The sequence below is a fragment of the Achromobacter sp. ACM01 genome, from assembly GCF_014851745.1.
Lineage (GTDB): Bacteria > Pseudomonadota > Gammaproteobacteria > Burkholderiales > Burkholderiaceae_B > Achromobacter > Achromobacter aegrifaciens.
Genome location: NZ_JACVAF010000001.1, coordinates 1,722,162 through 1,735,673 on the forward strand (window position 1 = coordinate 1,722,162; position 13,512 = coordinate 1,735,673).

The 13,512-nt window shown below is 65.2% G+C and carries 14 protein-coding genes; 8 read left to right on the forward strand and 6 right to left on the reverse strand.

Features of this window, described 5'->3' with window-relative positions; genetic code table 11:
• Window positions 1-11: 11 nt before the first annotated feature.
• The 6 genes from IB268_RS08045 to IB268_RS08070 are packed head-to-tail and all read right to left on the reverse strand — an operon-like array spanning window position 12 to window position 4,310.
• Window positions 12-404: a MaoC family dehydratase gene (locus IB268_RS08045; RefSeq protein ID WP_119450623.1), complete on the reverse strand. Its 393-nt coding sequence runs from the start codon at window positions 402-404 to the stop codon at window positions 12-14.
• Window positions 405-412: 8 nt separating this feature from the next.
• A complete protein-coding gene (locus tag IB268_RS08050; protein ID WP_119450624.1) occupies window positions 413-808 on the reverse strand; it encodes a hypothetical protein in 396 nt (131 codons plus the stop codon).
• Window positions 805-1,206: a Zn-ribbon domain-containing OB-fold protein gene (locus IB268_RS08055; RefSeq protein ID WP_119450625.1), complete on the reverse strand. Its 402-nt coding sequence runs from the start codon at window positions 1,204-1,206 to the stop codon at window positions 805-807. The genes IB268_RS08050 and IB268_RS08055 overlap by 4 nt, the downstream gene beginning before the upstream one ends.
• 1 nt (window position 1,207) lies before the next feature.
• Window positions 1,208-2,359, reverse strand: coding sequence for a thiolase family protein (locus IB268_RS08060; protein ID WP_175181980.1), 1,152 nt, complete (start codon window positions 2,357-2,359; stop codon window positions 1,208-1,210).
• Window positions 2,356-3,165, reverse strand: coding sequence for an enoyl-CoA hydratase/isomerase family protein (locus IB268_RS08065; protein WP_054457860.1), 810 nt, complete (start codon window positions 3,163-3,165; stop codon window positions 2,356-2,358). The genes IB268_RS08060 and IB268_RS08065 overlap by 4 nt, the downstream gene beginning before the upstream one ends.
• The gene (locus IB268_RS08070) at window positions 3,162-4,310 is read right to left on the reverse strand and encodes an acyl-CoA dehydrogenase family protein (protein WP_119450627.1); all 1,149 of its coding nucleotides are present in this window, start codon (window positions 4,308-4,310) and stop codon (window positions 3,162-3,164) included. Before IB268_RS08070 ends, IB268_RS08065 begins: the two co-directional genes overlap by 4 nt.
• A 229-nt stretch (window positions 4,311-4,539) precedes the next feature.
• Between IB268_RS08070 and IB268_RS08075 the strand changes: the two genes are divergently transcribed.
• From IB268_RS08075 to IB268_RS08110, 8 genes are all read left to right on the forward strand, one after another.
• On the forward strand, window positions 4,540-5,541 hold the full coding sequence (locus tag IB268_RS08075; protein WP_054457858.1) for a tripartite tricarboxylate transporter substrate binding protein: 1,002 nt from the start codon (window positions 4,540-4,542) through the stop codon (window positions 5,539-5,541).
• A complete protein-coding gene (locus IB268_RS08080; protein ID WP_370540007.1) occupies window positions 5,531-7,675 on the forward strand; it encodes an acetate--CoA ligase family protein in 2,145 nt (714 codons plus the stop codon). The genes IB268_RS08075 and IB268_RS08080 overlap by 11 nt, the downstream gene beginning before the upstream one ends.
• On the forward strand, window positions 7,672-8,448 hold the full coding sequence (locus IB268_RS08085; protein ID WP_054457856.1) for an enoyl-CoA hydratase/isomerase family protein: 777 nt from the start codon (window positions 7,672-7,674) through the stop codon (window positions 8,446-8,448). Before IB268_RS08080 ends, IB268_RS08085 begins: the two co-directional genes overlap by 4 nt.
• Window positions 8,449-8,531: 83 nt before the next feature.
• Window positions 8,532-9,305 (forward strand): IclR family transcriptional regulator, encoded by a 774-nt coding sequence (locus tag IB268_RS08090; RefSeq protein WP_054457855.1) that lies wholly within the window; start codon window positions 8,532-8,534, stop codon window positions 9,303-9,305.
• Window positions 9,306-9,540: 235 nt separating this feature from the next.
• Window positions 9,541-10,512, forward strand: coding sequence for a thiamine pyrophosphate-dependent dehydrogenase E1 component subunit alpha (locus IB268_RS08095; RefSeq protein ID WP_192354086.1), 972 nt, complete (start codon window positions 9,541-9,543; stop codon window positions 10,510-10,512).
• A 1-nt stretch (window position 10,513) separates the two neighbouring features.
• Window positions 10,514-11,488, forward strand: a complete 975-nt coding sequence (locus IB268_RS08100; RefSeq protein ID WP_054457853.1) for an alpha-ketoacid dehydrogenase subunit beta — start codon at window positions 10,514-10,516, stop codon at window positions 11,486-11,488.
• A 14-nt stretch (window positions 11,489-11,502) separates the two neighbouring features.
• Window positions 11,503-12,288 (forward strand): enoyl-CoA hydratase/isomerase family protein, encoded by a 786-nt coding sequence (locus IB268_RS08105; RefSeq protein ID WP_175161581.1) that lies wholly within the window; start codon window positions 11,503-11,505, stop codon window positions 12,286-12,288.
• A gap of 3 nt (window positions 12,289-12,291) precedes the next feature.
• Window positions 12,292-13,512: a dihydrolipoamide acetyltransferase family protein gene (locus IB268_RS08110; RefSeq protein WP_192354055.1), complete on the forward strand. Its 1,221-nt coding sequence runs from the start codon at window positions 12,292-12,294 to the stop codon at window positions 13,510-13,512.

Here is a 13,512-nt window from a genome sequence, read left to right on the forward strand (position 1 = left end):
TTCCGGTTGGTTCAGTTGGCTGCCGGCGCGCCGGCGTCGGCTAGCGTGACGTGGCCGGCGATCAGCGCGACGCCGCCGGCATCTCTTACCCAGACGTCATATCTCCCTGGCGCATCGGCCACGCATTGGCCGCCTGCGGTGATGAGGCCGCCGGCATGCAGCGGCTTGAGAAAGCGGATGTCCAGGTCGAATCGTTCCAGCGCCGCGGCACCGAAGCTGCGCGCCAGCGATTGCCAGATCAGGTTGACCGACAGCGTGCCGTGGGCGATGGTGCCGCCCATGGGCGTGGCCGAGGCGAATGCCGGATCTACGTGCAGGGGATTGAAGTCGTTGGTCAGTTCGGCATAAAGATCGATGTCCGCCTGAGTGACCTTCATGGATACTTCTTCCAGTGTAGGCGTCATGGTGTGTCCTAGGCGGCCCAGATCAGATTCATTCGGCCGGTATAGAGGGGGCGTCCAGTTGCGCCCTCGCCAGCGACTTCAAGTCGTAGATAGCGACGTTCGCCCCGCATTTCCTTGTCCAGGCAGCGCACCGTGGAACGTACGCGTTCGCCAGAGCGCGGCAGCCCTTGGACGCAAAGCGCTTGCCGCGCATGGATGTTGCCGGGCGGGCGCGGCGTCACCACATTCAGGTAGGCGCGCATCATCAGCGCGACGGCCAGGCCGGCCTGCCTGGCCGGTGCGTCCTGCGCGTGCTGGCCGAACAGGCGTTCCCAGAGCGCCAGCAGCCTCGCGTCGAGCGGCTCTTCCCATTCGCCCAGCACGGAACCAGGGGTAAAGCTGTCATAGGTATACAGCGCGCTCATGGCGTCTCCGGTTCGGCAATCGGGAGCAGGTGGTCGCCGCGGGGCTCGAATCCGATCCGCACCCGCTGGCCGATGGCGAGCGGCGAGTTGGCGTCATTGCGGGTGTTGACCATCAAGCGGAATCCCTCGTCCAGGTCGACCAGAGCGATTACATAGGGCGCTTCGGCCTTGAAGGCCGCGTTCGGTGCACGATGCACCGTGGTATGGCTGAGCACGGTGCCCAGTCCGGCGGATTCGTTCCACTTCAGCTGCTGTCCGTGGCAATGAGTGCAGACACTGCGCGGAATGCGCTGCACCGCGCCGCATTCGCCGCAGGTCTGGTAGCGCAGCTTGCGGTCGCGGCAACCTTGCCAGAAAGGCTGCGTTTCCGCGGTGGGGCGTATGGAGGGCTTTTCCATTTCAGGCGGCTCCCAGGATGAGTGAGCAGTGGGCGGAAAGGATGCCGCCGTCTCCGTGCACGAAGGCCAGGTTGGCGCCATCCACCTGGCGGGCATCCGCCTGGCCGCGCAATTGATGGACGGCCTCGACCGCATGGAACATGCCGCCGGCCGCGCCGGAGTGGCCATAGGACAGCAGGCCGCCATGGGTATTGCAGGGCAGGGCGCCGCCCAGGCCCAACTGGCCTTGCAGGGCGGCGGGCCCGGCTTCGCCGCGCGCAAAGAATCCAATGGATTCAAGTTCGACCAGCAAGGTGATGGTGAACGAGTCGTAGATGAGAGCGACGTCGATGTCGGCGGGCTTCAGGCCGGCCGCCGCGAACGCGCGTGCCGACGAGGCCTTGCAGCCGAAATCGACCAGGCTGGGTGCGGACACGATATGTTCGTGCGTGTGGCCCTGGCCCGCACCCAGGATCTCCACGGCACGGTGGCTGGTGTTGGTGGCAGGACGGCGGCTGACCACCAGCGCCGCGCCGCCGTCGGAAACCAGGCAGCAGTCCAGCATGCGCAGGGGCGCGCTGATCTCGCGCGAGTTCAACACGTCCTCAATGGAGATCGGCTCGCGCTTGTGGGCCTTGGGATGCCGGCCGGCATGGCGGCGGTGCTCCACGGCGATTGCTGCCAGGTGCTCGGATGTCACACCGTAATCGTGCATGTAGCGTTGCGCAACCAGCGCATAGGAAGCGGGCACGCTGATGCCGAAGGGGCGCTCGAACTGCGGGTGGCCGACCTCGGCCAGCGCCGCCACCGCGCCGTCGCGGGACAGCCCCGTCAGACGGTTGTCGCCCGCGACGACCAGGACGTGGTTGCACTGGCCGCTGGCCACCAGGGCGGCCGCCTGCATGACCATGATGCAGGCGCTGGCGCCGCCGGCCTGTATCGCGGTGCAGAAGTTCGGACTCAGGCCCGCGTATTCGCAGAACACGGAACCGAGCATCAGGTGCGGCTCGGTAAAGGAATAGGCGCACAACACGCCGTCGATGTCGGCGGGGTCCAGGCCCGCGTCGCGTATCGCGCCGAATGCCGCTTCCGCGTGCAGGCCCATGCAACTGGAACCTGGCAGTTCGCCGACGCGCGTGTCGCAGGCGCCAGTGATGTAGGCGTTCATGCTCATGCGGCGCCGTCCTTGCCGGGCTTGGCGGACCAGTTGAATGCGAGGGGCTGCTTGTCCAGGAAGCGCGCCACGGCGTCGTCGTGGTAGACCGTGTGCAGAGCCAGCGCCTGGGCATGGGCCTCCAGTTCGGCCAGCGTGTTCTGGTCCAGGTTGAAGGAGCGGTTGAGTATGTTCTTCGACATGCCCAGCGCTTCGGTCGATGCGGCATGGAATCGGGCGGCAAGCGCCAATGCCTCGTCCAGCAGGGATTGCGGCGGGACGATGCGGTACAGGATGCCGAGGGCGCGCGCTTCTTCGGCGTCCACTTCGCGTGCCGAGAACACGAGTTCCTTGGCGCGCTGAAGGCCGACGATGCGCGGCAACAGGAAAAAGCCGCCCAGGTCCGGCACTAGGCCGATGCGTCCGAAAACGGCACAGAACCGCGCGCCCGGCGTGCCCAGGATGAAATCGCAGGCCAATGCCAGATTGAAGCCCGCGCCGAAGGCGGGGCCGTCCACCGCGGCAATGACGGGCTTTTCCAGATTGACCAGTTCATGGAACCAGGTGTGCAGACGGCGTATGCGATCCCGGTCCTTGTACACAGGCCGTTTGGCCTCGGACAGCGATTTCAGATCGCCGCCCGCACAGAACACGCCCTGGGCGCCCGTGATGACCACGGCTTTGACCGTGTCGTCGTCGCGCGCTTGAAGCACGGCTTCGGCCAGGCTTTGGCGCACCTCGAGATCGAAGGCGTTGCGTCGTTCGGGACGGTTCAGGGTGATGAGGAGTGTCGCGCCGCGGCGCTCGCGCAGGACATAGTCGTTCATGGCTTGAATCCCAGGCTGTTGGCGATGATGTTCTTCTGGATCTCGCTGGTGCCTTCGCCGATGATGTAGACCAGCGCGTCGCGGTGGATGCGGCCGACCGGATACTCGCGCATGATGCCGGCGCCGCCGAAGATACGGATGGCTTGCTCGCTGACCGAAACGGCGGTTTCGCTGGCGACCAGCTTGACGCGCGCGGCCGTGGCCGCGTCCAGGGTTCCCTGATCCACGCGCCAGGCGCCGTAATAGACCAGCCAGCGGGCCGCTTCGATCTGCGCCGACATCTCGGCAAGCTTGTGGCCGATGGCCTGATACTGGCCGATGCGCTTGCCGGCCACCAGACGGTCGTTGGCGTAGGCGGTGGCGGCATCGAAGGCCGCGCGCGCCATGCCCAGGGCATTGGCCGCCACGCCGACCCGGTTTTCGCTGAGCGATTCCAGGATCAGCGGATACGTGCCTTCGGTTTCGCCGAGCAGGCAATCGTCGGGCACGAAGGCGTTGTCGATGTGGATAAGCGCCGTTTCCGACGCGCGTATCCCTTCCTTCTTGAGCTTGGAAATTTCGAAGCCAGGATTGGGCAGTTCGACGATGAACAGGCTGATCGAGTCAGGACGGAGGTCGGGACTGGTGCGCGCGGCTACCAGCAGGAAGTCGGCGAAGGGTGCATTCGTGATGTAAAGCTTGCTGCCATGCAGGCGCCAACCGCCTTCAACGCGTTCGGCCCGGGTCTTCATGGCGCGCACGTTGGAGCCGCCGTCCGGTTCGCTCAGGCCGAAGCCGGCCACTTTCCGGCCGGCCAGCGCGGGCGCCAGGAAACGCGCCTTCTGCGCCGGCGTGCCTGCTTTCCATATGGGCCAGATGCCCAGATGCGTATGGGCCGACCAGGTGGAGGCGAACGCCTGGGACAGGTAACTCAGCTCTTCGCGCACGATGCAGTCGCTGATTTTGTCCAGGCCGCTGCCGCCATCGGCTTCCGGATAACGCACGCCCAGCAGGCCCAGATCGCCCCAGCGTTCAAAGACGTGCTTCGGAAAGGTTTCCTGTTCTTCAGCATCGAAGACCAGGGGGGCGAGTTCATCCTGGCAAAGCCGCCGCACGGTATCGCGGACGGCTTCGTGTTCACTGGAAAACGCAAAGCTCAAGCTCACGGATATGCTCCTTTTGTCTCCGCTGGCGATGCCCGTCACCCTTGGCGTGTCGGGCATCTTTAAATTCTTTATAGAGAATAATATTCTCGTTAAAAAATATAATAGCCAGCGTTCATTGATGCGTCAATCATCGGATCAGGCGGTTTTGTCCTTGACAAGCCGGAGGGTCAATCCTAGACTTTATTCGCTATAAAGATAAATATTCGCTATACAGAATAAAGGAGACAACATGAAGACCGGATTACCCCTGCTTCAATCCTCATTCTCGTCGCGGGCGGCCAGCTTGGCTGCGGCTGCCTTTATGGCTTTGGGCTCAGGGTCGGCCCGTGCCGAGCCTGTCTACCCGTCCAAACCGATAGAGGTGATCGTGGCGTCCTCGGCGGGCGGCATCCTGGACACTATCGCGCGCACGGCCGCGCACGGCATCGAACGCCTGGGCCAGCCTGCCGTGGTCAAGAACCTGCCGGGAGGCGGCGGCACCATCGGCACTCAGGCAGTGGCGCGCGCGCCGGGAGACGGCTACACCTTGGGGGCGGTAGCGACCAGCCACGCCATCAATCCCAGCATGTATTCCAAGCTGCAGTACGACACCGCGCGCGGATTCAGCAACATTACGCAAATGGTGGAGCTGACCAACTTCCTGGTCGCCAATCCTGCGGTCCCCGCGTCCAACCTCAAGGAGTTCATCGCGCTGGCAAAGTCCAAGCCAGGCACCCTGACATACGGCTCTGCGGGCGTCGGACAATCCAATCATCTTTCAGGCGAATTGCTGCAGCAGGCCGCCGGCATCAAGCTGGTGCATGTGCCTTACCGGGGCAGCGCACAGGCGTTGACGGATCTGCTCGGCGGGTCGCTTTCGGTGATGTTCGTCGACGCGCTTTCGGCCGAACCCTATGTAAAGTCAGGAAAGCTGAAGCTGATCGCGATTACCGGATTGGAGCGGTCGCCGGCCTATCCCGACTATCCCACGCTGAATGAATCCGGCTTGCCGGGGTTCAACGGCAATACCTGGCTCGGCCTGGTTGCGCCTGCCGGCGTGCCCAAGAACATCGTCGACAAATTGCAGGGAGCGGTGCGCGCGGAGTTCGAGGATCCCGTCGTGCGCAAGCGTCTGCTGGGGCAGGGCGTCATTCCGGTAGCTTCCGCGCCGAAGGCTTTCAGCGAGTTCCTGGACGGCGAGATGAAGCGCTGGGACCAGGTCATCAAGACGGCGGGCATCGATGCGAACTGAAATGATGGAAGACATGAACATCGTGGGCGGCGCGTCACCGCAGGCGCTGGCAGGGGCGGCGCGCGCGGCCGCCGTGCTGGAGGCGCGCAGCGTGGCCATCGTGGGCGCTTCAGCCGATCCGGGGAAGATCGCCGGCCGCCCTTTGGCCTACATGCTGTCGCGCGGCTTTGTCGGCAAGCTGTTTCCGGTCAATCCGACGCGCGATCAGGTGCAGGGTCTCAAGAGCTATCCCTCGCTGGCTGCGATAGGCGAGCCGGTGGATCTGGCCATAGTCGGTACGCCGGCGGAACTGGTCGAGGAGGTGATCCGCGAGGGCGCGGCCGCGGGCGTCAAGGCGTTCGTCGTGTTTTCTTCGGGCTTTTCCGAAACGGGCGAAGAAGGCGCGGCGCTGCAACGCAGGCTGGGCGAACTAGCGCGGGCCCAAGGCGTCACGATACTCGGCCCCAACTGCCTGGGCGTGGCCAATAGCGCCACCGGACTCATTGCCTCGTTCACCACCGCACTGGAGGAAACGCCAATCAAGCAGGGCGGCTTCGCCTTCGTCAGCCAGAGTGGCGCGTTGGGCGCGTACTGGATGGACATCTGCCTGCGTTCTGGCCTGGGATTCAGCAAATGGATCACCACCGGCAATGAGTGCGACATGGATGCGGCGTCGGCCATTGCCTATCTTGCCGACGATCCGCAGACGCGCGTCATCGGACTTTACGTCGAGGATATCCGCGATTCCCTGGCGTTCCGACGGGCGCTGCTGCGCGCGGCGGCAGCCGGGAAGCCGGTCATCGCGATCAAGGCGGGTCGCTCGCAGGCGGGCGCGGCGGCTGCTGCTTCGCATACGGGAGCGCTGGCCGGCGACGATGCCCTGTATGACGCCTGCCTGCGTCAGCATGGCGCGCTGCGGGTGGATTCGCTGGGCCAGATGATGGATGTGGCCCGGCTGTTCCTGTTCGACAGCGTGCCGCAGGGCAAGCGCTTGGCCGTCATGTCCGTGTCGGGAGGCGCGGGCGTGCTCATCGCGGACGAAGCCGAACGCTGGGCGCTGGAGCTGCCCGCGCTTGCGCCGCAGACGGCCCAGGCGCTGGCGCCGGTGTTGCCTTCCTTCGTCAAGGCGGCCAATCCGCTGGACCTGACCGGCAATGTGGTGCAGGACACCGCCAGCATTTCAAGGGCGCTGGAGGCCGTGGCGCGAGACCCGGGCAACGACGCCATCGTGCTGTTCGTCGGCCTGATGCACAGCATCGCCACGGCGTTCACCGACGCCATCGCCCAGGCGCGCCAGCGTACCCATCGTCCCATCGTGGTGATCTGGATCGGCGCCAAGGAAGAGTCGGTGAGTGTGCTGGAGCAGGCGCGCATACCCGTGTTCCGCGATATCCCGCCCGCGGTTGCAGCCCTGGGCGCTGCTGTGCGTCTGAATGGCTTGCGCCATGCGGCGCTGACGGCGCCGGCGTTGCCGGCACCCCGGTGCGATGCGATGCCGGCCGCTAGTATCGCGTTTCTGCTTGAGTGGGACAGCAAGGCGCTATTGCGCGAACTCGGAACCGCCGGCATCCCCGATGGCGTGCTGGTGGACGGCGATATGCCCGACCGCTTGCCCGCGCCCTTGGCTTACCCCGTCGTCGCCAAGCTGCAGGCCAGTACTGTCCTGCACAAGAGCGACATAGGCGGCGTGGTGCTCGGCATCATGGACGACGAGCAATTGCGAGCAGCCCTGCTGCGCCTGCGCGCAATCGCCAGCGACAGGGGCATCGACGCGAGGGGCATCCTGCTCGAATCCATGCAGCGCTTCGACCACGAATTGCTGCTGGGCCTACGCCGCGACGTCCGATTCGGCCCCACCTTGACGCTGGGCCGCGGCGGGGTGGAAGTGGAGCTCGATCCCGACGTGGTCTGCCGTTTGCTGCCGCTGGACGCTCAAGGCATCCGGGAAATGATCGAGGGCCTGCGCTCGGCCAAGCTGCTGCAGGGGTTTCGGGGGCGCGGCGCCGTTGACCTGCCAGCTCTGGCTCGGCAGATTGCGGGGTTGTGCGAAGCATTCCTGGCGCGGCCGGACCTGGCGGAAATCGAGATCAATCCGCTGGCAGTGGGCGAGGGGCAGGCCTGGGTGCTCGATGCGGTCGTGAGCAGGTTCGAATGACGGCATCCTCGCACCATGTGCTGGTTCACGACGCCGCTGGCGTCCGTACGCTGATCCTGGACCGTGCGGCCAAGGCCAACGCCCTGAACGTGGAAATGCTCGACGTGTTGCGGCGCGCGATTGAAAGCGCCCCGGCCGCAGGGATTGGGCTGATCGTTCTCCGCAGCGCTTCGCCCTCCCTGTTCTGTGCCGGCGGCGATATCGAGGAGTTCGTCCGCAGTGCTGCGTTGTTGCAAGCGCAGGGGCAGGGCCTGCGTGAACTGATGGCCGCCATGGCGCGCTCTCCGGCTCCCGTCCTGGCTGTCGCCCGAGGCAAGGCGGCGGGGGCCGGCGTCATCCTGCTGGCGATGACGGACATCGTCATTGCCTCGGCGGACCTCACGCTCGCGTGCCCGGAAATCGCTTTCAACATGTACCCCGTCATGGTCCAGACCGCGCTGGAAACCAAGATCAGCGGCGCGCGGGCCCGCCAGTTGTGCCTCAGCGGCCAACTGCTGAAGGCAGAGCCCGCCCGCGACCTGGGACTGGTGACCGATGTGTTGCCGGCCGAGGACTTCGAGCGGCTTTCCGCCGAGCGCCTGGCGTTCTACATCGCGCGCCGCGAGGCGCTGGTCATTGCCCGCAAGGCGCGTTTGTTGCTGGAGCCGCCCGATTGCGCCGTCGGACGCATCGAAGCGCTCGAGCCCCTGATGCACGAAAACTTCGCCAGGCCCGGCGTGCAGGAAACCATACGCGGCTATCTTTCCAGCATGCGCGCCAGGCGCTCCGGTTGATATGCCCGCCGGGTTTGTGCGGGCAGGCGCTCTATGCCACAATTTTTGCTCTTTTCTATCCAGAGAAATTCTCTGTCTTCAGAATGACGACCGAACAACCGGAAAAACTCGTAGGTGCTCTCGTGGGCGGATTACGCGTCCTGCGCTACCTGAGCGCGGCGCCCTCGGGCGTGGGGGTCACCCGCGTGGCGCGCGACCTGCAACTCAATTCCAGCACTTGCTACAACTTCCTCAAGACGCTGGTATATGAAGGCCTGGTGTCGTTCGATGAAGCCACGAAAACCTATTCCATCGCGTTGGGGCTGGTCGAGCTCGCCAAGGGCGCGCTGGAGCAGGGATCCTACGTGCGGCTGGTGCATCCGCATTTGCGCGATATCGCGCGCAGCCACGGCGTGACTGCGACGCTCTGGCAGCGCACGTCCAATGAGCGCGTAGTGCTGGTGGACCGTGCCGACACCGACAGTTCGGTGCGCGTGCACATGAGCGTGGGCCAGCGACTGCCCATGTACATCGCGGCGCTGGGCCGCTGCATGGCGGCCCATTCCGGGCTGGATGACAAGGAATTGCGGCAACGTTTCGACAACCTGAGGTGGGACGACAAGCCGCCTTTCAAGGACTATATGGAAGGCGTGCGCGACGCCCGTGAAAAGGGTTACGCGGTGGACGCCGGCAACTACGTCAAAGGCGTCAGCACGGTTTCCGCCGCGGTGCTCGACGAATTCGGCAAAGCCGCCATGGCCATCAGCGCCGTTGGCTTCAGCGCCCAGGTTTCGGGCGAGGCGCTCGAGCGCCTGGGCGTTGACCTGCGCGACCGCGCCGCGCTGATCTCCCGCGCACTCTCGGGCGGCCGCGCCTGATTCCCCACCGCTGACGCCACGCTGCCCGTGTCGCCGTGCGGGCAGCGCGGCCGCTGCCCCTTCCAGCGCGGGAAAACTCCCTGAAAAACCCGATTGACGTTCTCGAGAACCTTTGCTTATGATTCATTTAACCGTACGGTTAGTAAATTAACTGACCGATAACTTATATGTAACAGCATGACGCCAAGGCAGGCGGCGTGGAATCACAAATAGCGGTTGTTACGAGGAGGCAATGGTGGCTAGCGCCAACAAAGAGCAGTTGCTGGACGCATACCGGCGCATGTTGCGCATCCGGCTGGCCGAGCTCCGGCTCGGACGCTTGTTCGCGGACGGGGAGGTGCCCGGCTTCATCCATCTGAGCATCGGCCAGGAGGCCGTCGCCGCTGCGATGGGTATGGTGCTGCGGGCGGACGATACCGTCGCCTCGACCCACCGTGGCCATGGTCATGCCCTGGCCAAGGGCATCGACATCGAAGATTTCTTCCTGGAGCTGATGGCGCGCGAAGAGGGTATCTGCAAGGGCCGTGGCGGTTCGATGCACGTCGCCAACCTGTCCATCGGCATGCTGGGCGCCAACGCCATTGTCGGCGCCAGCATACCGATAGCCCTGGGCAGCGCACTGGCCCATCAGGTGCAGAAAAAGGACTGCGTGGCGGTGGCCTTCTTTGGCGACGGCGCCATGGCCGAAGGCGTGCTGCATGAAAGCCTCAACCTGGCTGCGCTGTGGCGCCTGCCGTTGCTGTTCCTGTGCGAGAACAATGGTTGGGCCGAGTTTTCTCCCACCCACAAACAGTTCGTGGCGCCGCTGGACAAGCTATCGGCCGCCTTTTCCATTCCCCACGAAAAAATCGACGGCAACGACGTGTTGGGGGTGGCCGACGCCGCCAGCGCGGCCGTGGCGCGCATACGCACCGGTGAAGGTCCGCGGGTGCTGGAGTGCATCACTCACCGTTGGCGCGGCCACTATGAAGGGGATCCCCAGAAGTACCGCCCTTCCGAAGAGATCGAGGGCCTGGGCGAGCATGATCCGGTAGCGCGCTTCGAAGCGGTGCTGGATCAGAACGGGGTCGCCAAGGCGCAGCGCGAACAGGCGTTCGAGGAGGTCCAGGCCCAGGTCGAACGCGCGGTCGAACGCGCGCGCCTGGGGCGTCAGCCCGTGTGGGAGGACGCGCGCAATGATGTCTACACCATGAACGAGGCGAACTAAGATGGCTGAACTACGTTTTGCCCATGCCATCAACCGCGCGTTGGCCGAGTGCATGGAGGAGGATCCCACGGTGTTCCTGTTCGGCGAAGACATCGCCGAAGCCGGAGGGCCGTTCGGCGTCACGCGCGGGCTGCATGCCCGTTTTGGCCCGGACCGCATCCGCGATACGCCGATTTCCGAAGCCGCCATGGCCAACGCGGCAGTGGGAGCGGCTCTGTCCGGTCTGCGTCCCGTGCTTGAAATCATGTTCATGGACTTCATGACGCTGACCATGGACGCGCTGGTCAACCAGGCGGCCAAGGCTCGCTACATGTTTGGCGGGCAGGCCAGTGTGCCCATGGTGGTGCGGACCCCGCATGGCGGCGGCATCAGCGCGGGGCCGCAGCATTCCCAATGCCTGGAAGCATGGTTTGCCCACATTCCGGGCCTGAAAGTGGTGTGCCCAAGCAACCCCGCCGATGCTTATGGCCTGCTGAAGTCAGCCATTCGCGATCCGGACCCGGTGGTGTTCGTGGAGAACAAGGCCTTGTATGCCCTCAAGGGCGAGGTGGCCGATGATGCCGGACCGATACCGCTGGGCCGCGCCCGGGTTGCACGCCCGGGCCGAGACCTGACCGTGGTGAGCTACGGCGCGACCGTGCACAAGGCCTTGCGGGCCGCCGAGGCCCTGGTTGCCGATGGCATCGAGGCCGAGGTGCTGGATCTGCGCAGCATCCAGCCCTGGGACGAACAGGCGGTGCTGGCATCGCTCGAACGCACCCACCGGCTGCTCATCGTGCACGAAGCCGTGGAGGCATTCGGGGTCGGCGCCGAGATCGCCGCACGAATGGCGGACATAGGTTTTGACGAACTCGACGCGCCCATCGCTCGTGTCGCGGCGCCCTTCGTTCCGGTGCCATTCGCTCCATCGCTCGAAGAACAGTACCAGCCCCAAGAGGCCGATGTCATAGCCGCCGCGCGCAAGCTCTGCGCGTGAACCCAGGAGACAGCATGAACGAACCCAGCATTCTTGCCGAAGTCCGCAATCGCGTCGGCATCATCACCATCAATCGGCCGAAGGTGCACAACGCGCTGGACATTCCAACCTTGATCGAACTGGAACGGGCTTTCGCCGCATTGGAAGCCAGCGACGACTGCCGCGTCATCGTCATCACGGGCGCCGGCGATAAGTCCTTTGTGGCGGGAGGCGACCTGGCCGACCTGAATTCACGCCAGGGGCTGGCGCACTACCAGGAGTTCGCCGAGGATATCCATCGCGTGTTCCGGCGCATCGAAGTCAGCGACAAGCCGACGATCGCTGCGGTCAACGGCTGGGCGTTGGGCGGCGGCACCGAGTTGCTCCTGGCCATGGACCTGCGCATCCTGGCCGACAGCGCCATGATTGCGCTGACCGAGATAAACCTGGGCCTGTTCCCGGGGGCGGGCGGTACGCAGCGCATCATCCGGCAGGTCGCGCCTTGCCTGGCCAAGGAGCTGATGTTCACGGGCGGGCGCATCAGCGCCGCCGATGCGGTGCGCATGGGCCTGGCCAACCGCGCAGTTCCGAAAGACGAACTCATGGCGCAGACTCTGGCGCTGGCGGAGCAGATAGCAGGCAAGTCGCCGCTGGTGTTGAAGCTGCTCAAGCGCACGCTGCGCGACGGCGCCGACATGCCCCTGGCCAATGCGCTGGCGCACGAGCAAGCCATGATAGGCCTGGTGCTGGACACGCGCGACGCGCATGAGGGCATCGGTGCATTCCTTGAAAAGCGCGAAGCGCGCTTCGCGGGGCAATAGCCCATGGGCGCGCTGAATGACCTGCTGATGCCCAAGCTCGGCCTGACCATGACCGAGGGCATGTTGATCGAATGGAGCGTGGCCGCTGGCGACCAGGTCAAGGCTGGCGATCCCTTGTTCGTGGTGGAGACCGACAAGGTCGCCAACGAAATCGCGGCGGAGGCAGACGGGCAGATTGGCGAGATCCTGGTGCAGGCGGGCGAAACCGTTCCCGTCGGCGCTGTGGTCGCGCGTTGGACGGGCCCGGGCCAGCGGGCGGAGCAGGAACCCGGCCTTGCTGCCAGGGAGGAGGCAACCGTCATGACCAAGCCGGCCGTGCCGGCGTGCGTCGAGCCGGCGCCAGTCGTGGGCGGCCGCATCGTGGCCACGCCGCTGGCGCGGCGCCTGGCCCGTGAACTGGACGTGGATCTGGCGAAGGTCGGCGGCACGGGGCCTGGCGGACGCATCAAGGCGGCCGATGTGCGCCAGGCGGGAGCGCCGGCGGCGCTGGCGAAGAGCGCCGACGAACTGACGGTTGCGGCAAAGGACGTCGGCCAGCGAGTCACCGCCAGCGGGCTGGTGCAGTCCATGGCCCGCCGCATGACGCAAGCCAAGCAGGTACCTCATTTCTATCTCTCGGCCGAAGCGGAAGTCAGCGAGCTGCTCGCCTTGCGCGGCCGGTTGAATGGCCAAGCTGACGCACCCCGGTTGACCTTGAACCACTTCGTCATCGCCGCGGTGGCGCGGGCGCTCGAGGCCTTGCCGCAACAGAACCGCATCTGGAACGACGACCATATCGTGCAGTTCCAGGCCATTGACGTCGGTGTGGCGGTCACGACCGAGCGCGGGCTGATGGCGCCCGTCCTGCACGGGCTGGCAGGCGCCACGCTGGACGGCGTCGCACGGCAGTCGGATGCATTGCTCGAACGCGTGCGCTCGGGCAATGCCACCCGTGAGGACATGATTGGCGGCGCCATCTCGATTTCCAACGCGGGCATGTTCAACGTCACATACATGACGCCCATCATCAACCCGCCCCAGTCGGCCATCCTGGGCGTGGGCAGCATTCGCGAGATATTCCGGCCCGACTCGCAAGGCGCGCCCGCGCTGCGGCGCGAAATGGGCTTGGCGCTGGCAGCGGACCATAGGCTGCACGACGGTGCGGGCGCACTGAAATTCCTCAATCACGTCATCGAATTGCTGCAGGACCCCTACCGGCTGCTGCGTACCCATACTCAAGGATAG